Annotated in this window: 21 protein-coding genes; 15 read left to right on the forward strand and 6 right to left on the reverse strand. The window is 75.7% G+C overall.

The window, feature by feature from the left end; genetic code table 11:
- The first annotated feature begins 6 nt into the window (after nt 1-6).
- The 5 genes from ACK586_RS00640 (at nt 7) to ACK586_RS00660 (ending at nt 4,653) form a co-directional block, all read left to right on the forward strand.
- Complete coding sequence (locus tag ACK586_RS00640) at nt 7-888, forward strand: DUF559 domain-containing protein (protein WP_409328526.1); 882 nt, start codon at nt 7-9, stop codon at nt 886-888.
- Nucleotides 889-1,006: 118 nt separating this feature from the next.
- A complete protein-coding gene (gene purS / locus ACK586_RS00645; protein WP_409328527.1) occupies nt 1,007-1,246 on the forward strand; it encodes a phosphoribosylformylglycinamidine synthase subunit PurS in 240 nt (79 codons plus the stop codon).
- A 10-nt stretch (nt 1,247-1,256) separates the two neighbouring features.
- Entirely contained in the window at nt 1,257-1,928 is a 672-nt protein-coding gene (gene purQ / locus ACK586_RS00650; protein ID WP_409328528.1) for a phosphoribosylformylglycinamidine synthase subunit PurQ, read from the forward strand.
- Nucleotides 1,925-4,270 (forward strand): phosphoribosylformylglycinamidine synthase subunit PurL, encoded by a 2,346-nt coding sequence (gene purL, locus ACK586_RS00655; protein WP_409328529.1) that lies wholly within the window; start codon nt 1,925-1,927, stop codon nt 4,268-4,270. The genes purQ and purL overlap by 4 nt, the downstream gene beginning before the upstream one ends.
- Nucleotides 4,270-4,653: a sterol carrier family protein gene (locus ACK586_RS00660; RefSeq protein WP_409328530.1), complete on the forward strand. Its 384-nt coding sequence runs from the start codon at nt 4,270-4,272 to the stop codon at nt 4,651-4,653. Before purL ends, ACK586_RS00660 begins: the two co-directional genes overlap by 1 nt.
- Nucleotides 4,654-4,723: 70 nt before the next feature.
- On the opposite strand, the gene ACK586_RS00665 is transcribed toward ACK586_RS00660, so the two are convergent.
- A complete protein-coding gene (locus tag ACK586_RS00665; protein ID WP_409328531.1) occupies nt 4,724-5,194 on the reverse strand; it encodes a VOC family protein in 471 nt (156 codons plus the stop codon).
- A 105-nt stretch (nt 5,195-5,299) separates the two neighbouring features.
- On the opposite strand from ACK586_RS00665, the gene ACK586_RS00670 reads away from it, so the two are divergent.
- Both ACK586_RS00670 and ACK586_RS00675 read left to right on the forward strand, forming a co-directional pair.
- Entirely contained in the window at nt 5,300-6,301 is a 1,002-nt protein-coding gene (locus ACK586_RS00670) for a helix-turn-helix transcriptional regulator (RefSeq protein ID WP_409328532.1), read from the forward strand.
- Nucleotides 6,302-6,380: 79 nt separating this feature from the next.
- Nucleotides 6,381-7,172, forward strand: a complete 792-nt coding sequence (locus tag ACK586_RS00675) for a thioesterase family protein (protein WP_409328533.1) — start codon at nt 6,381-6,383, stop codon at nt 7,170-7,172.
- Here ACK586_RS00675 and ACK586_RS00680 read toward each other — a convergent pair.
- Complete coding sequence (locus ACK586_RS00680) at nt 7,162-7,311, reverse strand: MFS transporter small subunit (RefSeq protein ID WP_409328534.1); 150 nt, start codon at nt 7,309-7,311, stop codon at nt 7,162-7,164. The two genes, ACK586_RS00675 and ACK586_RS00680, sit on opposite strands and share 11 nt — an antisense overlap.
- Nucleotides 7,308-8,726: an OFA family MFS transporter gene (locus tag ACK586_RS00685; protein WP_409328535.1), complete on the reverse strand. Its 1,419-nt coding sequence runs from the start codon at nt 8,724-8,726 to the stop codon at nt 7,308-7,310. The genes ACK586_RS00680 and ACK586_RS00685 overlap by 4 nt, the downstream gene beginning before the upstream one ends.
- 195 nt (nt 8,727-8,921) lie before the next feature.
- Between ACK586_RS00685 and ACK586_RS00690 the strand changes: the two genes are divergently transcribed.
- The 4 genes from ACK586_RS00690 to purM all read left to right on the forward strand — a co-directional run bounded on the left by ACK586_RS00690 (nt 8,922) and on the right by purM (nt 13,519).
- Nucleotides 8,922-10,007 carry an S-(hydroxymethyl)mycothiol dehydrogenase gene (locus ACK586_RS00690; protein ID WP_409328536.1) on the forward strand — a complete coding sequence of 362 codons (1,086 nt, stop codon included), beginning with the start codon at nt 8,922-8,924 and terminating at the stop codon, nt 10,005-10,007.
- A 2-nt stretch (nt 10,008-10,009) separates the two neighbouring features.
- Nucleotides 10,010-10,630, forward strand: a complete 621-nt coding sequence (locus tag ACK586_RS00695) for an MBL fold metallo-hydrolase (RefSeq protein ID WP_409328537.1) — start codon at nt 10,010-10,012, stop codon at nt 10,628-10,630.
- A 268-nt stretch (nt 10,631-10,898) separates the two neighbouring features.
- Nucleotides 10,899-12,464 (forward strand): amidophosphoribosyltransferase, encoded by a 1,566-nt coding sequence (gene purF / locus ACK586_RS00700; RefSeq protein ID WP_409328538.1) that lies wholly within the window; start codon nt 10,899-10,901, stop codon nt 12,462-12,464.
- Nucleotides 12,461-13,519 carry a phosphoribosylformylglycinamidine cyclo-ligase gene (purM, locus tag ACK586_RS00705; RefSeq protein ID WP_409328539.1) on the forward strand — a complete coding sequence of 353 codons (1,059 nt, stop codon included), beginning with the start codon at nt 12,461-12,463 and terminating at the stop codon, nt 13,517-13,519. Before purF ends, purM begins: the two co-directional genes overlap by 4 nt.
- A 204-nt stretch (nt 13,520-13,723) precedes the next feature.
- Here the strand turns inward: purM and ACK586_RS00710 are convergent, their stop codons facing one another.
- A complete protein-coding gene (locus ACK586_RS00710; protein WP_409328540.1) occupies nt 13,724-13,942 on the reverse strand; it encodes a DUF3073 domain-containing protein in 219 nt (72 codons plus the stop codon).
- Nucleotides 13,943-14,124: 182 nt separating this feature from the next.
- Nucleotides 14,125-15,189, reverse strand: coding sequence for a Glu/Leu/Phe/Val family dehydrogenase (locus ACK586_RS00715; protein ID WP_409328541.1), 1,065 nt, complete (start codon nt 15,187-15,189; stop codon nt 14,125-14,127).
- A 244-nt stretch (nt 15,190-15,433) separates the two neighbouring features.
- Here ACK586_RS00715 and ACK586_RS00720 point away from each other — a divergent pair, with 244 nt between their 5' ends.
- Nucleotides 15,434-16,792 carry a M23 family metallopeptidase gene (locus tag ACK586_RS00720; RefSeq protein WP_409328542.1) on the forward strand — a complete coding sequence of 453 codons (1,359 nt, stop codon included), beginning with the start codon at nt 15,434-15,436 and terminating at the stop codon, nt 16,790-16,792.
- Nucleotides 16,793-16,864: 72 nt separating this feature from the next.
- Here the strand turns inward: ACK586_RS00720 and ACK586_RS00725 are convergent, their stop codons facing one another.
- Nucleotides 16,865-17,380, reverse strand: a complete 516-nt coding sequence (locus ACK586_RS00725) for a hypothetical protein (RefSeq protein ID WP_409328543.1) — start codon at nt 17,378-17,380, stop codon at nt 16,865-16,867.
- Nucleotides 17,381-17,441: 61 nt separating this feature from the next.
- On the opposite strand from ACK586_RS00725, the gene ACK586_RS00730 reads away from it, so the two are divergent.
- The 3 genes from ACK586_RS00730 to mftG are packed head-to-tail and all read left to right on the forward strand — an operon-like array spanning nt 17,442 to nt 21,189.
- Nucleotides 17,442-18,308, forward strand: a complete 867-nt coding sequence (locus tag ACK586_RS00730; protein ID WP_409328544.1) for an MBL fold metallo-hydrolase — start codon at nt 17,442-17,444, stop codon at nt 18,306-18,308.
- Nucleotides 18,305-19,672 carry a class I adenylate-forming enzyme family protein gene (locus tag ACK586_RS00735; protein ID WP_409328545.1) on the forward strand — a complete coding sequence of 456 codons (1,368 nt, stop codon included), beginning with the start codon at nt 18,305-18,307 and terminating at the stop codon, nt 19,670-19,672. Before ACK586_RS00730 ends, ACK586_RS00735 begins: the two co-directional genes overlap by 4 nt.
- On the forward strand, nt 19,669-21,189 hold the full coding sequence (gene mftG / locus ACK586_RS00740) for a mycofactocin dehydrogenase MftG (RefSeq protein ID WP_409328546.1): 1,521 nt from the start codon (nt 19,669-19,671) through the stop codon (nt 21,187-21,189). Before ACK586_RS00735 ends, mftG begins: the two co-directional genes overlap by 4 nt.

The raw sequence follows: 21,189 nt of genomic DNA on the forward strand, positions 1-21,189 counted from the left end.
CCGCCGATGCCCACCCCACAGGTTCCGCCGCGGGTCCGCCGTCCCACCGATCGCCGTCGTGCCCGACGGGACGGCATCAGCGACTGGCAGCTGCGGCACCCCGACACGGTCCGCAGCTCACGGGACACCTACCTCCCGCGAGAGGTGGCTGCCGACCTGCGCGGGCGCATCGCGGCGGTGCTCCTGGGGGCGCCGCCGGAGGCCGTGGTCAGCCACCTGACCGCCGCGACGCTGTGGGGACTGGCGGTACCGCTGGTGGCCGACGACCCGCGCGTCCACCTGACCGTGCCGCCGGGTCGACGGGTGCGGTCACGGGCGGACCGCAGGATCCACTGCACCCGGCTGCTGCCGGAGCACTCGGTGCGGCGCAAGGGCGTTCCCGTCACCTCGCTGGAGCGCACCTGGCTGGACCTCGCCAGCTGCCTCACCGCGCCGTCGTTGCTCGCGGTCACCGACCAGCTCTTGCGACGCGGGGTCCGGGTGGCGACGCTGGAGCGTCTGCTCGACTCGGCGGCCGGCGCCCGTGGGTTGCGGACCGCCCGTCGCGTCCTGCCGGTCGCCGACGGCGATGCCGGGTCGCCGATGGAGTCGGTGCTGCGCTGGGTCCTGCACGAGGCAGGACTGCCACGCCCGGTGCTCCAGCACGTCGTCCTCGACGTCAGCGGGGAGCGCGTCGGGGCTGTCGACCTGGCCTGGCCCGAGCAGCGGGTCATGGTGGAGTTCGACGGCGAGGTGCACCGCGACCGGCGGACCTTCGTGGTCGACCTGCGGCGCCAGAACGGGCTGGTCCTCGCCGGATGGACAGTGCTGCGCTTCAGCTCTGCCGACGTGCTCGGCCGGCCGGCCTGGGTGGTGGCGGTGATCCGTGCGGCCCTGGCCCGGTCCTGAGCCATCGAGTGCGACGAACTCGTGGTCGTCGGGCCTCGATGGCCACGACTTCGTCGCACTCGGAGGGCTACCCACCGGCGGTCGGGACGCTGCGGAGCGCCGGGTAGGCTCGGGAACCGTGCCGCGGGTGGTCGTCGACGTCGTCCTCAAGCCGGAGATCTCCGACCCCCAGGGCCAGGCGGTGCTCGGCGCCCTCGGCCGGCTGGGCCACAGCGGGGTGACCGGCGTCCGCCAGGGCAAGCACTTCGTCCTCGAGGTCGAGGGCACGCCCGACGAGGCCGAGCTCCGCGAGATCGCCGAGAACCTGCTCGCCAACCCCGTCATCGAGGACGTCGAGCTGCACCTCCCGACCGACTGAGGAATCCCCCTTGCGCATCGGTGTCATCACCTTCCCGGGCTCCCTGGACGACGTCGACGCCGCCCGCGCGGTCCGGCTGGCCGGCGGGGAGCCCGTCGCGCTGTGGCACGGCGACCACGACCTGAAGGACGTCGACGCCGTCGTCCTCCCCGGGGGCTTCTCCTACGGCGACTACCTGCGCGCCGGCGCCATCGCCGCCCGCTCGCCGCTGATGCAGGACGTCGTCGCCGCGGCGGGCAGGGGCCTGCCCGTGCTCGGCATCTGCAACGGCTTCCAGGTGCTGTGCGAGTCGGGCCTGCTGCCCGGTGCCCTGCACCGCAACGCGCACCTGCACTTCCGCAACCGCGACCAGCAGCTGCGCATCGAGCGCGCCGACACCGCCTGGACCTCGTCCTACGCGCCGGGGCAGACGATCGTCGTCCCGGTGAAGAACGGCGAGGGACGCTACGTCGCCGCGCCCGCCGACCTCGAGCGGCTGGAGGGCGAGGGCCGGGTCGCCGTCCGCTACGTCGGCGGCAACCCCAACGGCAGCCTCCGCGACATCGCGGGCGTGACCAGCGAGAACGGGCGCGTCGTCGGGCTCATGCCGCACCCGGAGCATGCCGTCGAGGAGCTGACCGGTCCGAGCACCGACGGCCTGGGCTTCTTCACCAGCGTCCTGAAGGCGGTCGTCAGCGCATGAGCGAGTCCGCCACCGCGGGGCTCTCCGACCTCGACACCGGCCTGGGCCGGCTGGCGAACCGGCTCGACACCGTCGAGCTGGCCGCCGGCACGCCGGACGACGAGCAGCCCTACGCCGAGCTGGGCCTGAAGCCCGACGAGTACGCCCGCATCCGCGAGATCCTCGGCCGACGGCCCACCACCGCCGAGCTGGCCATGTACTCGGTCATGTGGAGCGAGCACTGCTCCTACAAGAGCTCCAAGGTGCACCTGCGCCGCTTCGGCGACCTGCCGCGCAGCGACGCGCTGCTGGTCGGCATCGGCGAGAACGCCGGCGTGGTCGACGTCGGCGACGGCTACGCGGTCACCTTCAAGGTCGAGTCGCACAACCACCCGAGCTACGTCGAGCCCTACCAGGGCGCGGCCACGGGTGTGGGCGGCATCGTCCGCGACATCCTCACCATGGGCGCCCGGCCGGTCGCCGTGATGGACTCGCTGCGGTTCGGCCGCGCCGATGCCGCCGACACCGCCCGCGTGCTGCCCGGCGTCGTGGCCGGCGTCGGCGGGTACGGCAACTGCCTGGGCCTGCCCAACATCGGCGGCGAGCTGCTGTTCGACGACTGCTACGCGGGGAACCCCCTGGTCAACGCGCTGTGCGTCGGCGTCATGCGGCACGAGGACGTGCACCTGGCCAAGGCCGAGGGCGTCGGCAACAAGGTGATCCTGTTCGGCGCCCGCACCGGCGGTGACGGCATCGGCGGGGTCAGCGTGCTCGCGTCGGAGACCTTCGATGCCGAGGGCCCGGCCAAGCGCCCGAGCGTCCAGGTGGGCGACCCGTTCACCGAGAAGCTGCTCATCGAGGCGTGCCTGGAGATCTTCGCCGCCGACCTGGTCACCGGCATCCAGGACCTCGGCGGCGCCGGCCTGTCCTGCGCCACCTCCGAGCTGGCCAGCGCCGGCACCGGCGGCATGCACGTCGACCTCGACCGGGTGCCGCTGCGCGACTCGACGCTCACCCCGGCCGAGATCCTGATGAGCGAGTCGCAGGAGCGCATGTGCGCGATCGTCGAGCCGGGCAAGGTCGACGCGTTCCTCGCCGTCTGCCGGAAGTGGGACGTGCTGGCCGCGGTCATCGGGGAGGTCACCGACGGCGACCGGCTGACCGTCGACTGGCACGGCGAGCGGATCGTCGACGTCCCGCCGCGGACGGTCGCCCACGAGGGCCCGGTGTACGAGCGGCCGACGGCGCGCCCGGCCGACCTCGACGCCCTGCGTGCCGACGACGCCGCCCGGCTGCCGCGGCCGGGCACCCCGGAGGAGCTGCAGGCGCACTGGCTCGCCGTCGTCGCCAGCCCCGACGGCGCCGACAAGAGCTGGGTCACCGAGCAGTACGACCGCTACGTGCGCGGCAACACCGTCCTGGCCCAGCCCGAGGACGCCGGCGTCGTCCGCATCGACGAGGAGTCGCACCGCGGCGTCGCCCTGGCGCTGGACGGCAATGCCCGGTTCGCCCGCCTGGACCCCTACGCCGGCGCGCAGCTCAACCTCGCCGAGGCCTACCGCAACGTGGCGGTGAGCGGAGCGACCCCGCTGGCCGTCACCAACTGCCTCAACTTCGGCTCACCGGAGAACCCCGAGGTGATGTGGCAGTTCGCCGAGGCCGTGCGCGGCCTGGCCGACGCCTGCCGGACGCTGGGGCTGCCGGTCACCGGAGGCAACGTCAGCCTCTACAACCAGACCGGCGACGTCGCGATCAACCCGACACCGGTGATCGGCGTGCTGGGCGTGCACGACGACGTCCGCCGCCGGGTGCCCACCGGCTGGCGCGCCGCCGGGGAGACGGTCCTGCTGCTCGGCACCACCCGGGAGGAGCTCGGCGGCTCGGCCTGGGCGTCGGTCGTGCACGGCCACCTCGGCGGCCGCCCGCCCGCGGTCGACCTCGAGGCCGAGCGGGCACTGGGCGAGGTGCTGGCCGCGCTGTCCCGCGAGGGGCAGGTGACCGCCGCCCACGACCTCGCCGACGGCGGGCTGGCCCAGGCCCTCGCCGAGTCGGCGCTGCGCTACGGCGTCGGTGCCCGGCTGGGCCTGGACGGCGACCCGTTCGTCGCGCTGTTCAGCGAGTCCGCGGCGCGCGCCCTGGTCACCACGACCGACCCGGACGCCGTCCGCGCCACCGCGCGGTGGGCGGGCGTGCAGGTCACCGAGCTGGGCACCACCGGCGGGGACGCGCTCGCCGTCGAGGGGCTGCCCGAGCTGCCGCTGGCCGAGCTGCGCGCTGCCTGGAGCGCCACGCTGCCCGCGCTGTTCGGCTCGCCCGAGGACGCCGTCGGCACCGTCCCGGCCGGGACGGTCCCCACCAGCTGATGGCGGGCACGGCCCCCATCCCCGCCGAGGAGCTGCGCGCCGCCGTCGACGCCGTCCGCCCCTGGCTGGCCGGCGAGGCCGAGCAGCCGCCGCGGTCCGTGCTGAGCGCGGCGGTGCGGACGAGCACCCGCTGGCTCGCGCAGCAGGTGCCCGGCCGGTCGGTGGAGCTGCGGGTGCCCCCGCACGTCGCCGTCCAGCTGGTCCCCGGCCCCCGGCACACCCGCGGCACCCCGCCCAACGTGGTCGAGACCGACGCCGCGACCTGGCTGCGGCTGGCCACCGGCGCGGTCACGTGGGCCGAGGCCGTCGCCGAGGGCCGGGTCAGCGCGAGCGGCAACCGCGCGGACCTCTCCGAGCACCTGCCGCTGCGCCCGCTGCGCTGACCGGCGAGATCTGCACACTCGTCGCCATCAGCCGCTGATACCGGCGAGTGTGCAGATCTCGTCGAGGCGGTCAGCCGGCGTACGGCGCGGCGACGTCGAGGATCCAGGTGACCCCGAACCGGTCGGTCAGCATGCCGGCGGCCGGGGCCCACGGCGAGGGACCGTAGGCGTCGAGGACCTCCGCGCCGACCGCGAGCCGCTCCCACAGCGCGCCGACCTCGTCGACGGTCTCCCCCCGGACCGAGACGAAGAAGGGCCGGTCGGTCAGCGTGCGGAACTCCTGGCGACGGGTGGACCCGGCGACCCCCGCCAGGCCGTCGGACGCCGGCGCCCCGGGGACGTCGTAGGCCATGATCCCGAACCCGGTCGACGTGACGACCTGGCCGAACAGCACCCGGCCGGCGTCGGGGAGGTCCGCGGGCATCCCGGCGTCCCCGTAGGTGACGACGACGACCTGACCGCCGAAGACCGATCCGTAGAACTCGAGGGCCTCGCGGGCCTGACCGGTGAAGTTGAGGTGGGTGGTCGTCTGGACCGTCATCGTCTGTGCTCCTCGTTCGCGCCGCCGGACGTCCCGGCCGTCGAGGAGGAACGCTCGCAGAGATACAGGACAGGGTCGGTCCGCTACCTGCCGCACACTGCGGGTGTGCCGACGACCTCAGCGCCCACGACGTCCCGCCGGCTGCTCCTGCTGCTGTCGCTGCTGCAGGCCCGCCGCGACTGGCCCGGCTCGCTCCTGGCCGAGCGCCTGGAGGTGAGCGACCGCACCGTGCGTCGTGACGTGGACCGGCTCCGCGAGCTGGGGTACCCGATCCGGGCGGTGAAGGGACCCGACGGCGGCTACCGCCTGGAGGCCGGCACCCAGCTCCCGCCGCTGCTGTTCGACGACGAGCAGGCGGTGGCGATCGCCGTCGCGCTCGCGGCCGTCGGGAGCACCGGTGCCGGCGTGGCGGAGGCGGCCGGCCGGGCCCTCGGCACCCTGCGGCAGGTGATGCCGCAGCGGCTGCGGCACCGCATCGACGCCCTCGAGGTCACGGCGGTCGGCCGGGACCGGGCAGCGCAGGCCGCGCCCGCGGTCCTGGTGGCCGTCGGCGCCGCCATCCGGACCCGCACGGAGCTGCGCTTCGACTACCGGGCACCCGGCGGGGACCCCGACGACGGCGACGACGTCCCCGCACCGCGACAGGCCCAGCCGCACCACCTGGTGGCCCGCGGCGGGCGCTGGTACGTCGTCGCCTGGGAACCCCGCCGGGCGGACTGGCGCGTCTACCGGGCCGACCGGATGACGCTGCGCACCCCGGACGGCCCGCGCTTCCTCCCGCGCGAGGTCCCGGGAGGGGACGTCGCCCGCTTCCTCGAGGGCAGGTTCCGCGGATCGGCCGGCGGCGACCGGTGGCCGTGCACGGGGGAGGTCGTGCTGGAGCGGCCCGCCCCGGAGGTCGTCCCCTTCGCCGGCGACGCCACGGTGGAGCCGCTGGGACCGGGGCGCTGCCGGGTCCGCATGGGCTCGTGGTCCTGGGCCGGCCTGGTCGGTGCGCTGATCCGTTTCGACGCCGACGTGGAGGTGCTCGGCCCGCCGCCGCTCCGCCGGGCTTTCGCCGAGGTCGCCGCCCGGGCCGACCGGGCCGCGCGGACGGGACCGGGGTAGCCCCGTGCCGGCCGGGCGCGGAGGCCCGAGCGCCCCGTGCGAGGGTGCGGCGTCATCTGCTCGGCTCCCCGGAGGTGTCATGGAGGCGTCGTTCACCCCGGACGGCGACCGGCTGGTGCCGGCAGCGCCGGCCCGCAGTCCCTGGTCCGACGCGATGGTCAACGGCCACCACGTCGGCGGGCTGGTCGCGTGGGGCGTCCAGCGGGACTGCCCGGACCCCGGCCTCCAGCTCTCCCGGCTGACCGTGGACATGGTGCGCCCGGTGCCGATGCGCCCGCTGCGGGTGCTCACCCGGCGGGTCCGCGACGGCCGGCGGCTGACGTCGTTCGACGTGAGCATCGTCGACGGCGGGGTCGAGGTGGTCCGCGGCTCGGCGCTGCTGCTGCGCCGCTCCGAGCACCCCGGCGGGGAGCCGTGGGCCCCCGAGCCGTGGGACGTCCCGCCGCCCGAGGCCGTCGAGGGGGCCACCGGCGGGCCGATGTCGTTCGAGATCCGGCGGATCGACGACTGGAACGGCCGCCGGGGTCGGGTGTGGCTGCGGGAGCGGACCGAGTTCGTGGCGGGGGAGCCCCTGACGCCGATGGTGCGGGCCGCGCTGATGGCCGACTTCGCCAACCCGCTGGGCAACTCCGGCGCCTCGGGCCTGGAGTTCATCAACGCCGACGTGACGCTGTACCTGGCCCGCGACCCGCGCGGGGAGTGGATCGGCCTGGAGTCCTCCGGCCACGTCGGTGCCGAGGGCATCGGGGCCGGGACGGCGTGGATGTACGACCGCGACGGCCGGATCGGCTCCTGCGCCGCGGCGGCTCTCGCCGACCCCCGGATCCTGAGCCGCTACGAGTCGCCCGTGCGGCGCCGGGTCAGCCGGTGAACAGGGAGACCGCGGTCCTGACCGTCTGGTACAGCCCGTAGGCCAGCGGCAGGCCGACCAGGGTCCAGGCGAAGGCGACCAGCGCGGTCGGCGTGTGCGTGGGCTGCCGACCGTCCTGGGAGGTGGGGGACGAGCTCATCGGGTGGCGCTCCGCTCGGGGGTCGAGGCGCTCCCGGCGCCGGTGGAGGACTTCGGCTCGTGCCACTTGGCGGCCACGGGTCGCACCATCAGGTTCGCCAGGAACCCGACGGCGAGCAGGCCGACCATGATGAACAGCGCCGGCCGGTAGTCGGCCGCGACGAGCTGCCCGGGAGTTCCCTGCGCGTCGAGCACGCCGTTGACGATCAGCGGACCGGCGACGCCGGCGGCCGACCAGGCGGTGAGCAGCCGGCCGTGGATGGCCCCGACCTGGAAGGTGCCGAACAGGTCGCGCAGGTACGCCGGGATGGTGGCGAACCCGCCGCCGTAGAACGACAGGATGACCGCCGCCAGCAGGACGAACAGCCACGTGGCGCTGCTGCCGACCGTCGCCAGCAGGACGTAGAGCACCAGGCCGCCGCCGAGGTAGATCATGTAGATGGGCTTGCGGCCGATGTAGTCGGAGGTGGACGACCACACGAAGCGCCCGGCCATGTTGAACAGCGAGAGGACGCCGACGAAGCCGGTGGCCGCCGTCGCGGCCACGAGCGAGGAGTCCCCGTTCCGGAAGAAGTCCTGGATCATCGGGCTGGCCTGCTCGAGGATCCCGATCCCCGCGGTCACGTTGCAGAAGAGCACCACCCACAGCAGCCAGAACTGCGGCGTCCGGATGGCGTTGTTCGCCGAGACGCTCTCCGTGGTGACCAGCGCCTTCTGCCCGACCGACGCCGGGTCCCAGCCGTCGGGCCGCCAGCCCTCGGCCGGCACGCGGACGATGAACGCGCCGAACATCATGAAGACGAGGTAGACGGCGGCGAGGGTGAAGAACAGGGCGCTGACCGCACCGCCGTCGGGCACCGAGCCCGTGGTGCCCGGGTCGTAGGCCGGGTCGTAGAAACCCATCAGCTGGCGGGACAGCGGGGAGGCGATGAGCGCGCCCCCGCCGAAGCCCATGATCGCCATGCCGGTGGCGAGCCCGGGCCGGTCGGGGAACCACTTGATCAGCGTGGAGACCGGTGAGATGTAGCCGATGCCCAGGCCGATGCCACCCAGCACGCCGTAGCCGAGGTAGAGCAGCCACAGCTGACCGGTCTCGATGCCCAGACCGCCCACCAGGAAGCCCGACACCCAGAAGCAGGCCGAGGTGAACATCGCCGCGCGCGGTCCGTTGCGGTCGACCCAGGTGCCGAACACGGCGGCGGACAGGCCGAGCATGACGATGGCGATCGAGAAGACGACCCCGATCGCGGTCTGGCTCGTGCCGAAGTCCTCGACCAGGGCGGTCTTGTAGACGCTGGTCGCGTAGGCCTGCCCGATGCACAGGTGCACGGCCAGGGCGGCCGGCGGGATCAGCCACCGGTTGAACCCGGGGCGGGCGACGATGCGCTCGCGCGCCAGGAAGCTCGGCACTGCCACGGGTTGACCTCCGCCGGTCGGGCTCCCGGGGGCCCCGGGCGGGCGGCCCGTGACACCGGTCACGGGCCGTCAGGGACGGTACGGCCGCTCCGGTTCCGCCGCCTGTCGGAGGCGGCGCGCGAACCGGCCGCGGTCCGGCGTCCCCGCCGGTGACCGCGAGGGGTGGCCGGCGCGCGGTGCTCCTAGGCTCGGGGCATGGCCTACGAGGTGAAGGGCGTCGTCGCCCGCAGCAAGGGAGCCCCCGTCAGCATCGAGACGATCGTGGTGCCCGACCCGGGCCCGGGCGAGGCGGTCGTGGACGTCCAGGCCTGCGGGGTGTGCCACACCGACCTGCACTACCGCGAGGGCGGCATCAACGACGACTTCCCGTTCCTGCTCGGGCACGAGGCCGCCGGCACGGTGGCGGCGGTCGGCGAGGGCGTCACCAACGTCGCCGTCGGCGACTTCGTCGTCCTGAACTGGCGGGCGGTGTGCGGTCAGTGCCGCGCCTGCCTCAAGGGCGAGCCGCAGTACTGCTTCGACACGCACAACGCCGCGCAGAAGATGACGCTGACCGACGGCACCGAGCTGTCCCCGGCGCTGGGCATCGGCGCGTTCGTGGAGAAGACGCTGGTCCACTCCGGCCAGTGCACCAAGGTCGACCCGCAGGCCCCGGCGACCGCCGCCGGTCTGCTGGGCTGCGGCGTGATGGCCGGTGTGGGCGCGGCGATCAACACCGGCGGTGTGCGCCGTGGTGAGACGGTCGCGGTGTTCGGCTGCGGCGGCGTGGGGGACGCCGCGATCGCCGGGGCCAAGCTCGCCGGCGCGAGCACGATCGTCGCGGTCGACATCGACGACCGGAAGCTGGAGTGGGCGCGGCTGTTCGGCGCCACCCACACCGTCAACTCGAAGGAGACCGACGCCGTCGAGGCGATCAGGGCCGCCACCGGCGGCTTCGGCGTCGACGTCGCCATCGACGCCGTCGGCCACCCCGCGGTGTTCGAGCAGGCCTTCTACGCCCGCGACCTGGCCGGCCGGGTCGTCCTGGTCGGCGTCCCGACGCCGGACATGCAGCTGACCCTGCCGATGATCGAGCTGTTCGGCCGTGGCGGGGCGCTGAAGTCCTCCTGGTACGGCGACTGCCTGCCCAGCCGCGACTTCCCGATGCTGACCGACCTCTACCTGCAGGGCCGGTTCCCGCTCGAGGACTTCGTCTCCGAGACCATCGGCCTGGACTCGGTGGAGTCGGCGTTCGAGAAGATGCACAAGGGCGAGGTCCTGCGCTCGGTCGTGGTGTTCTGACCATGGGCGCCCGCATCGACAAGACCGTCATCAGCGGCGTCTTCAGCCTCGACGGGCAGGACTTCGACGTCGACAACAACGTGTGGCTGGTCGGCGACGACACCCAGGTGCTGGTCATCGACGCCCCGCACCGGCCCGAGCCGATCGTGGAGGCCGTCGGTGGGCGGGAGGTGGCCGGGATCGTGCTGACCCACGGGCACAACGACCACATCACCGCCGCGGTCGCGCTGCGCGAGGCGGTGGACGCCCCGATCTGGTTCCCGGCCGCCGACCGGATGCTGTGGGACATGGTCTACGGCGCGTCCCAGCCGGCCGCCGACCCCGACCGCGACCTCACCCAGGGCACGGAGTTCCGGATCGCCGGGAGCACGCTGCGCGCCCTGCACACCCCCGGCCACTCCCCGGGGAGCACCTGCCTGTACTCCGCGGACCTGAACACCGTCTTCACCGGCGACACGCTGTTCTGCGGCGGCCCCGGAGCGACCGGCCGGTCGTTCAGCGACAAGCCCACGATCCTGACCTCGATCCGGTCGAAGCTGCTCACCCTGCACGGGGACACCGTGGTGCGCACCGGCCACGGCGACGACACGACCATCGCCGCGGAGCTGCGCACGGTCCACTGACCGCGGCTGGTCGCGGCCGGCCGCTGCTCCTGAGCGGCGGGCACCGCGCCTCCGCCCGGACCGGCGCCGCGGCACTGCCGCCGGACCGCCCCGACTGCCGCGGTGCACCGCGGCAGTCGAGTCGGCACCGCGGCAGTGCCGCCCCTCCCGCACGCCGAGGGCCAGGGACTCCGGGGACGGCCGGCGGGCGCGCCGGTCGGGTGACGATGTGGTGGGGATCCCCCTGGCGCTCACCCGCCGCGGCCGGGGCCCCGGTACTGTCGGACGAGTGCCTCGCGGTGACGGACGGCTGACGCACGACCTCGACCCCCACGCTCCCGGTCCCCAGGACGCCTGCGGCGTCTTCGGCGTCTGGGCGCCGGGTGAGGAGGTCGCCAAGCTCGCCTACTTCGGCCTGTACGCGCTCCAGCACCGGGGGCAGGAGGCGGCCGGCATCGCGGTCTCCGACGGCGCCTCGGTCGTCGTCTACAAGGACCTCGGGCTGGTCAGCCAGGTCTTCGACGAGGCCACGCTGGGCAGCCTGCGCGGGCACCTCGCCGTCGGCCACACCCGGTACTCGACCACCGGCTCCTCGACGTGGGAGAACGCCCAGCCCACGTTCCGGACCACCGGCGCCGGCACCGGCCTGGCGCTGTGCCACAACGGCAACCTGGTGAACACCGCCGAGCTGGCCAGCAGGGCCGCCGACGCCGGCGTCCCCGGCGCGTTCAGCGCCAGCACCGACTCCGACCTGGTCACCTCCCTCATCGCCGCCCGCCCGGACCTCTCGGTGGAGGCCGCCGCGATGGAGGTGCTCCCGCAGCTGCGCGGCGCCTTCAGCCTCACCTTCATGGACGAGGACACGCTCTACGCCGCCCGCGACCCGCAGGGCGTGCGCCCGCTGGTCCTCGGCCGGCTCGAGCGCGGCTGGGTCGTGGCCAGCGAGACCGCGGCGCTGGACATCGTCGGCGCCTCGGTGGTCCGCGAGGTCGAGCCCGGCGAGCTCATCGCCATCGACGGGGACGGGCTGCGCAGCCAGCACTTCGCCGTCGCGCAGCCCAAGGGCTGCGTCTTCGAGTACGTCTACCTGGCCCGCCCCGACACCACGATCGGCGGGCGCGGGGTGCACGCGGCGCGGGTGGAGATCGGCCGCCGGCTGGCCAAGGAGCACCCGGCCGACGCCGACCTGGTCATCCCGGTGCCGGAGTCGGGCACCCCGGCGGCGGTCGGCTACGCCGAGGCCAGCGGCATCCCCTACGGCCTGGGCCTGGTCAAGAACTCCTACGTGGGCCGCACGTTCATCCAGCCCTCGCAGACGATCCGCCAGCTGGGCATCCGGCTCAAGCTCAACCCGCTGCGCGACGTCATCCGCGGCAAGCGGCTGGTCGTCGTCGACGACTCGATCGTGCGCGGCAACACCCAGCGGGCGCTGATCCGCATGCTCCGCGAGGCCGGCGCGGTCGAGGTGCACGTCCGCATCTCCTCCCCGCCGGTGAAGTGGCCGTGCTTCTACGGCATCGACTTCGCCAGCCGCGCCGAGCTGATCGCCAACGGGCTCGACGTCGACGGCGTGCGCGCCTCGATCAACGCGGACTCCCTCGCCTACGTGTCCGAGCAGGGCCTCATCGCCGCGACCGAGCAGCCGGCCACGCGGCTGTGCACCGCCTGCTTCACCGGGCAGTACCCGATCGCCCTCGGCGAGTCGGAGGTGCTCGGCAAGCACCTCCTGGAGGGCATCGAGCGGACGCCGATGCCGCGCCCGGACGGGCAGCGGGCCGTGACCGGCTGGACCGGCCAGCAGGCCGGCAGCGCCACCGTGCCCGGCGGCGCGGACGACGCGCTGACCCGGCCGTGACCGAGGGCCGTTTCACCTACGCCGCCAGCGGCGTCGACATCGACGCCGGCGAGCGCGCCGTCACGCTCATGCGGTCGGCGGTCGAGCGCACCAACCGGCCCGAGGTCGTCGGCGGGCTCGGCGGGTTCGCCGGGCTGTTCGCGCTCGACGTGGGGAGGTACCGGCGCCCGCTGCTGGCGTCCTCGACCGACGGCGTCGGCACGAAGATCGCCCTGGCCCGGCAGCTGGACCGGCACGACACCGTCGGCATCGACCTCGTGGCGATGGTGGTCGACGACCTGGTCGCCTGCGGCGCCGAGCCGCTGTTCCTGCAGGACTACGTCGCCTGCGGGCGGGTGGTGCCCGAGCGGATCGCCGCCATCGTCACCGGCATCGCCGAGGGCTGCACCCGCTCCGGGGCGGCGCTGGTCGGCGGCGAGACCGCCGAGCACGGCGACCTCATGGCGCCCGACGACTACGACCTCGCCGCCACCGCCGTCGGGGTCGTCGAGGCCGACGCCGTCCTGGGTCCGGAGCGGGTGCGGCCCGGCGACGTCGTCGTCGCCATGGCCTCCTCCGGCTTCCACTCCAACGGCTACTCGCTGGTCCGCCGCGTCGTGGCCGAGGCCGGGCTCGACCTCGGCGCCACTCCCGCCGGCCTCGACCGGCCGCTGGGCGAGGTGCTGCTCGAGCCGACCCGGATCTACGCCTTGGACTGCCTGGCGCTGGTGGCGGAGCTGGGCACCGACGGGGTCCACGCGCTCGCGCACATCACCGGCGGTGGGCTGGCCGGCAACACCGTGCGGGTCGTCCCCGACGGTGCCGAGGCGGTGCTGGACCGCGGCACCTGGGCGCTGCCGGCCGCGGTGCGCCTGCTCGAGGAGCACGGCGTGCCGCGCGAGGAGTCCGAGCGGGCGTTCAACTGCGGCGTCGGCATGGTCGCCGTCGTCGCTCCCGAGGCCGCCGACCGCGCCGTCGCACTGCTGGAGCGGCGCGGCGTCCCGGCCTGGGTCGCCGGCACGGTCGGGTCGACCGGGGAGCCGGCGGCCGCCCGCCTGGTGGGCACCTACCGCTGAGGCCGGTCGGCCGCGGTCGGCTGATCTCGTCGTGGCGGGTCCTCCGCCGTCGTGGCCGGGAGGCGGACGCGCGGTGAGGGAGGACGCCTCCGGGCGCGACGCACCGCCGCTGCCGGAGGCACCGCTGCACCCCGGCGCTCCGGGGCACACGACGACACCGCCGCCCCCGGAGGGGCGGCGGTGCACGTCAGGCCTACCCGCCGATCAGCGGCTGGCGGCCCAGTCGTCGTCCGAGTCGTCGTCCGCCCAGCGGTCGGCGTACTCGTCGTCGTCCTCGTCGTCGTCCTTCGCCGCGGGCGGCGTGTAGGTCGACGGAGAACCGGCCAGCTCGCGCTGAAGCGCGGAGAGGTCGGTGTTCGGTGAGCTGTACTTGAGCTCACGGGCCACGCGTGTCTGCTTGGCCTTCGCTCGGCCGCGCCCCATCGGCTCGACCCCCTCGTTACGGAGTACGGGAGCCCAGCTCCGGGCTGAGCGGCCCGCGTGGCGACCCCGACTGAGTGACTGTGTCTCGACCGAGCTTACGACACCGGACGACGGCGGGCACACGTCCTCCCCTCCCGGTCGCCCGTCCGGGGGCCTTCCGGCCGGCAGGTGTGACCAGCGACTCAGTGCGGCAGCCGGATCGCGGCCAGCCGGCCGACCGAGCGCATGCGTTCCTCGGCCAGCCGGTCGGCCGCGACGGCGGGGGAGACGCCGTCGGCGTCGGCCGCCCGCAGCACCCGCAGCGTGGTGTCGAAGATGCCGGCCGCCCGCGCCTCGGCCCGCGCGAAGTCGAACCCGTGCCGCTCGTCCTCGACCTGGATGACACCGCCGGCGTTCACCAGGTAGTCGGGGGCGTAGAGGACGCCGCGCCGCAGCAGCTGCTCCGCCGTCCCGTCGTGCGCCAGCTGGTTGTTGGCGCCGCCGCAGACGATCTCGGCCTCCAGCGCCGCGACCGTCTCGTCGTCCAGGGCGCCGCCCAGGGCGCAGGGGGCGTACACGTCGGCCGGGGTGCGGACGAGGGTGGCGGTGTCGGCCACCGCGGCGACGCCGGGGTGACGGGCCTGCACGCGCTCGACGGCGCGGGCGTCCACGTCGGTGACGACGACGGCGGCGCCGTCCTCGGTCAACCGGTCGACCAGCCAGCTCCCGACCTTGCCCACGCCGGCGACGGCGACCCGCCGACCGGCGAGCGTCGGGGCGCCCCAGCGGTGCTGCGCGGCCGCCCGCATGCCCTGGAACACGCCGTAGGCGGTGAGCACCGAGGAGTCTCCGCAGCCGCCGAGGGCCAGCGACCGGCCGTGGGCGAAGCGCGTCTCCCGGGCGACGACGTCGAGGTCGGCGTTGTAGGTGCCGACGTCGCACGCGGTCAGGTAGCGCCCGCCCAGCGCCTCCACGAACCGGCCGTAGGCGCGCAGCAGTGCCTCGGTCTTGCCGGTGCCCGGGTCCCCGATGATCACGGCCTTGCCGCCGCCGAGGTCGAGGCCGGCGAGGCTGTTCTTGTAGGCCATCGCCTTGGACAGCGCCAGCGCGTCGGCGACCGCCGCCTCCTCGGTGGGATAGGGGTGGAAGCGGGTGCCGCCCAGCGCCGGTCCGAGGGCGGTGGAGTAGATCGCGATCACCGCCCGCAGGCCCGACCCGGGGTCGGAGCAGAAGACGACCTGTTCGTGCCCGGAGCCGAAGACGTCCACGCCCGGAGCCTAGAGAAGGGGCCCCGCCGCCCCCGCCGCTCGCGAGCTCGCGCCGGATCCCTGCGACGGGGCCGGGGCGGCGCACGTTCCGGGAGAAATCCGGCCGGAAGCCCTCAAGGTCACCCGCGGGGGTGACGAAAGAAGGAGGGACAGGAGTGAACGGGCGCGACACCCGTGACGACACGTCACCGGACCGTTGCCGGACCCGGCTCACGCCGACCCCTCTTCCCCAGGGAGCGACAGCATGCTGCAGGGCCCTGCCCGTCGCCGGGCACGCGCGATCGCGACCGGGGCGACCCGCCGTCCCCGCGGCCTGCGGTCCGCCCTCGTCGCACTGGTCACCGGTGCCGCACTCCTCGGTGCCGCCGCCCCCGCCGTCGCCGTCCCGGCCCCGCCGGCGAACCCCTCCGACGGTCAGCTCGCCGACGCCCGGGCCGCGCAGGACGCCGCGGCGGCCGAGGTCGGCCGGATCGCCGCGCTCGTGGCCGGCGCCGAGTCCGAGCTGGAGCGGATGAACGTCCAGGCCGAGGCCGCCGGCACCGCCTACATGGCCGCCGAGGAGGCCCTGCAGCTCGCCCAGGCCGCGGCCGAGCAGGCCGCGGCGCAGCTGCAGGCCGCCGCGGACGCCGTCGCCGCCGCCCGCGCCCGGATCGGTGCCCTCGCCCGCGACAGCTACATCAGCGGCAGCCAGCTGACCACCACCCGCGCGCTGCTGGACGCCGACGGGCCGGGCGAGCTGGTGCAGCGGGCCGCCCTCCTGGAGTACGTCGGCGACACCCAGGTCGACGTCCTGGACTCCCTCGAGCTCGCCCGGGTGGAGCAGGCCAACGCCGAGTCCGCCGCCCGTGCCGCCCGCGACCAGATGGCCGCCGCCGAGGCGCAGGCCGCCGCTGCCAAGCAGGCCGCCGACCAGCAGGTCGCCGCGGCGCAGGCCGCGTACGGCGAGGTCTCCGCCCAGCGGGCGGAGTACGAGCGGCAGCTGCAGGCCGCCGAGATCCGGCTGCTCGAGCTGCAGGGCGCCCGTGACGCCTACCAGCAGTGGCAGCAGCAGAAGGCCGCCGAGGAGGCCGCGGCCGCCGCGGCCGCGCAGCGGGCCGCCCGTGAGGCCGCCGCCGCGGCGGCCGCCGCGCAGAACCAGGCGCAGTCGAGCGCGGCCTCGTCCGGCGGGAGCTCCTCGGCCGGCAGCTCGGGCGGGAGCGGCCCCTACGTCAAGCCGACCTCGGGCCGGACCACCAGCTGCTTCGGCGCCCGCTGGGGCACGACCCACAACGGCATCGACATCGCCGCACCCATCGGGACCCCCGTCTACGCCGCGCACAGCGGGGTCGTGGCCCGGGCCGGGACGGCCAGCGGCTTCGGCTACGCCGTGTACATCAAGGGCGACGACGGCGCGGTGACCGTCTACGGCCACGTGAACCGGTACTTCGTGTCCGCCGGCGAGCGGGTGACCGCCGGGGAGCAGATCGCCGAGGTGGGCAACCGCGGTCAGTCCACCGGCCCGCACCTGCACTTCGAGGTCCACCCCGGCGGCGCCCTGCACTCCGGCGCGGTCAACCCGGCTCCGTGGCTGCGGGCCCGGGGGGTCAGCATCAGCGGCTGCTGATCCCGGCACCGAGCACAGCGGCCCGCCACCCCGGCACGGGGTGGCGGGCCGCCGTCGTCGGTCAGGAGCGGATCAGGTGCAATTGCCGGAGATGTACTCGTCCACGGCGGTCCCGGAGGGGCCGGTGAAGACGTTCTGGAACTCGGTGGCCGCGTCGGCCAGCGCCTGCCCGCCCTCGGGCGTCGCGAGGTCCACGGTGTTGGCGGTGTCGGCGAACGACCGCAGGGAGTCCCCGAGCACCGCCCAGTCCGCGGTGATCTCGGCGGGGGGCTCCGCGGCGTCGAAGGCGGCCGAGGCCTCGGTCAGCGCCGGCGGGATGCTCTCCGGGACGGTCGGGTCGACCGCACCCAGGGAGGCGACGAACTCCTCGGCCTGGGCGCAGAAGGCGGCGACCTCGTCGTCGGCGGCCGAGCCCCCCGCCGTCCCGGAGGGGGTACCGGACGTAGCCGGCGACGACGTGGTGGGGGACGCGGGGGTCGTGGTCGACGCCGTGCTGCCGGAGTCGTCGTCACCCCCGCAGCCGGAGAGCAGCAGGACGGCGGCGGCCGTGGCGACCGCGGGGCGGGCCAGGCGTCGGAGGGCGTGCATGAGCAGGGACGTTAGCCGCCGGTCACGCGGCGCGCCGGTCGCCCCGATAGCGTCCCCCGTCGTGGACGCACCACTGGACCCACGGCTCGCCTGGCGGCTCCCCGGCCCGGGCTCGATGCCGCGCACCGCCGAGCTGGAGCCGCTCGTCACGCGGGTGCTGGCGCCCAATCCCTCGGGCATGACGCTCGACGGCACCAACACCTACGTCGTGGGCGAGCCCGGAAGCGGTCAGGCGGTGCTGGTCGACCCGGGACCGGACGACGCGGCGCACCTGGCCGCCGTGGAGGAGGCGCTGGCCGCCCGCGGCGCCCGCTGCGTCGCCGTCCTCGTCACCCACCACCACGGCGACCACGCCGAGGCCGCGCTCCCCTGGGGCGCCCGGTTCGGGGCGCAGGTGGCAGCCGCCGACCCACGGGTCGCCGGCCCCGGCGGGCGGGTGCTGGAGCCCGGCGAGCGCCTGCGCCTGGCCGGGACGGCGCTGGACGTCGTCGCCACGCCCGGCCACTGCGCCGACCACCTGGCCTTCCGGGTCGACTCCGGCGCGGTGCTCGTCGGCGACCACGTGCTCGGCCGCGGCACCTCGGTCGTCACCCACCCGGAGGGGGACGTCGCGGCCTATCTGGAGTCGCTGCGCCGGGTGCACGACCTGGGCCCGAGCGCCCTCTACTGCGGGCACGGGCCCGAGCTCACCGAGGACCCGCTCGCGGTGCTGGACTTCTACCTGGCCCACCGCGCCTTCCGGGAGGCGCAGGTGCTGGCCACCGTCGACGCCGGCGCGCGCAGCGTCGAGGACCTGGTGGCCACCATCTACGCGGCGGTGCCGCGGGAGGTGTGGCCGGCCGCGGCCGCCTCCACCCGGTCGATGCTGGACAAGCTGGCCGCCGAGGGCCGGCTCGTCGTGGCCGGGGACGAGGTCCGCCCCGCATGACGGCCGTGCCGGTCGTGCGGTCCGCCGACAGCGAGCGCGACCAGCGGCGGGCGGCGGCGGCGCTGGCGGCGGCCGGCCTGCGGCGCGGGGACCGGCTGCTGGTCTCGGCGGCCGCCTCGCCGGCGCTGCTGGCCGTCGTCCTGGGTGCCCTGCGCACCGGCGTGGTCCCGGTGGTGCTCGACCCTGCCCTGCCCGCCGGCGAGCGGGCGGCGCTGGCCACCGACGCCGACCCCGCTCTCGACGTCGGGGCCGACCCGCAGCGGCTGCTGGAGGGCACGGCGGAGACCGACCTGGCCGCCGTCCCGCTGGGCCGGCCGATGCACTACACCTCCGGCACCACCGGCCGGCGCAAGGGCGTGTGGTCGGGTGTGCTCGCCGAGGAGGACGCCCGCGCGCTCGCCGCCGAGGAGATCGAGCTGTGGGGCTTCGGCCCCGGCGACCGCCACGTCGTCCTCTCCCCGCTGCACCACTCGGCGCCGCTGCGGTTCGCGGTGCACACGCTGCTGGCCGGCGGCGAGGTCCTGCTGCCGGGCCCGTTCGACGCCGCGCGGGCGGCCGCCGTCATCGCGCGGGAGCGGCCGACGACGACGTTCTGCGTGCCCACCCACCTGCAGCGGCTGCTGCGGCACGGCGCGGACCTCGCCTCGTTCCGCCGGCTGGTGCACGCCGGGGCGCCGTGCCCCGAACCGGTCAAGCGGGCCGTGCTCGACGCGGCTCCCGAGGGCAGCGTGTGGGAGTTCTACGGCTCGACCGAGGCCCAGTTCACCGTCTGCTCCCCCGAGGACTGGCTGGCCTCCCCGGGCAGCGTCGGCCGGGCGCGGCCGGGCCGGGCGCTGGAGACCGACGAGCGCGGTCAGCTGTGGTGCGCGGTGCCGCGCTGGGCGCGCTTCGAGTACTGGCGGGCGCCGGAGAAGACCGCCGCGGCCTGGCGGGGCGACCGGGCCACCGTCGGGGACCTGGGCCGGGTCGACGACGACGGCCTCGTGTGGCTCGACGGCCGCCGGGAGGACCTCGTCATCTCCGGCGGGGTGAACGTGTACCCGGCCGAGGTCGAGGCGGTGCTCGACGCGCACCCGGGCGTGGTGGAGAGCGCCGTCGTGGGGGTGCCGGACGAGGACTGGGGGCAGCGGGTGGTCGCCGCCTACGTGGGGGACGCCGACCCCACCGGGCTGGCGGCGTGGGCGCGGGAGCGGTTGTCGCCGGCGAAGCGGCCCAAGAGCCTGCACCCGGTCGCGGAGCTCCCCCGCACCTCCACCGGCAAGGTGCGCCGGCTCGACCTCCCGGGCGTGCTGCGAGGAAGGACCTCCCCGCCCCCCACCGCTCGCGAGCTCGCGCCGGGCCCCTGCGGGGAGGCCGACAGTTGACGGGCCGCCTTCCCACGGAGACCGACGTCGTCGTCGTGGGTGCCGGAACCTCCGGCTGCGTGCTGGCCGCCCGGCTGGCCGAGGCGGGCCGCACGGTGCTGCTGCTGGAGGCGGGCCCGGCCGAGCCGCCGCCGGAGACGCGGGACGCCACGACGATGCGCGCCGCCGTCCCCGGCTCGCCCGCCGCGGTGGAGGTGCCGACCGAGCTCACGCCCACGGTCAGCCGGTCGGTGGTGCGCGGCCGCGGCGCCGGCGGGTCCAGCGCCGTGAACGGCTGCTACTTCGTCCGCGCGACGCCGGCCGACTGCGACGGCTGGGGGGTGCCGGGATGGGCCTGGGCGGCGGTGCTGCCGGCGTTCCGCCGGCTGGAGGCCGACCGCGAGTTCGGCGGCTCGCCGCTGCACGGCGCCGACGGCCCGATCCCGGTGACCCGCCCGGCCCCGGGCTACGAGCCGGCGGAGGCCTTCGCCTCTGCCGCGGCGGCGCTGGGCGTGCCGGCCGAGCCCGACAAGAACGGCGCCGGCGCCCCTGGCTGCGGGCCGCTCCCGTCGAACGCCGTCGGCGGGCTCCGGGTCAGCACCGCGACCGCGTACCTGCGCGGGCAGCCCGGTCCGACCGTGCGCGGCGGGGTGCGGGTGGCGCGCGTGCTGGTGGAGGGCGGCCGCGCGGTCGGCGTGGTGACCGGTGCCGGCACCGTCCGGGCCGGGGAGGTGGTGCTGGCCGCCGGGGCGGTCGGGTCGCCGGAGCTGCTGCTGCGCTCGGGCATCGGTGCCGCGGACACCCTGCGGGCGCTCGGTCTGCCCGTCGTCGCCGACGTCCCCGGGGTGGGGGAGGGGCTCGGCGACCACCCGATGCTGCAGGTGCCGTGGCGTCCCGTGCCGGGGTTCCCCGCGCCGCCGGGGCTCCCGCTGCAGCAGGTGCTGCACGCGGCACCCGACGGCGCGCCCGGGGGCATCGAGGTGCTGCCGTGGTTCCGCTCCTTCGCCGCGCTGCTCCCCGCGTGGCGGACCGCCCCGGCCGACGACGGCGTCCTGTCCCTCGGCGTCTCGCTGCTGCGGCCGCAGAGCCGGGGTCGGCTGACCCTGCGCTCGGCCGACCCGGAGCAGCCGCCCCGCCTGGTGTACGGCTACCTGTCCTCGACGGGCGACCGGGCCGGGATGCGGGCCGGCGTCCGGTTCGCCGCAGACCTGCTGCGCACGGCGCCGCTGGCCGCCCTCGGGGTCCCCGACGGCCCGCCCGGTGACGAGCTGTCGGCCGCCGTCCTGGCCGACGACGCCGCTCTGGACGGCTGGATCGGCCGCCACCTGGGGACGGCGGTGCACCTGTGCGGCGGCGCCCGGATGGGGCCGGCGAGCGACACCGGCGCGGTCGTCGACGGGCGGCTGCGGGTGCGCGGGGTGGCGGGCCTGCGCGTGGCCGACACCTCGGTGCTGCCGGCGGTGCCCTCGCGGGGGACGGCGGCGACCGCGGTCATGGTCGGCGAGCGGGCGGCCGAGCTCCTGGCCGCCGAGGGCTGA

The organism is Trujillonella humicola, from assembly GCF_046233715.1.
Classification (GTDB): domain Bacteria; phylum Actinomycetota; class Actinomycetes; order Mycobacteriales; family Geodermatophilaceae; genus Trujillonella; species Trujillonella humicola.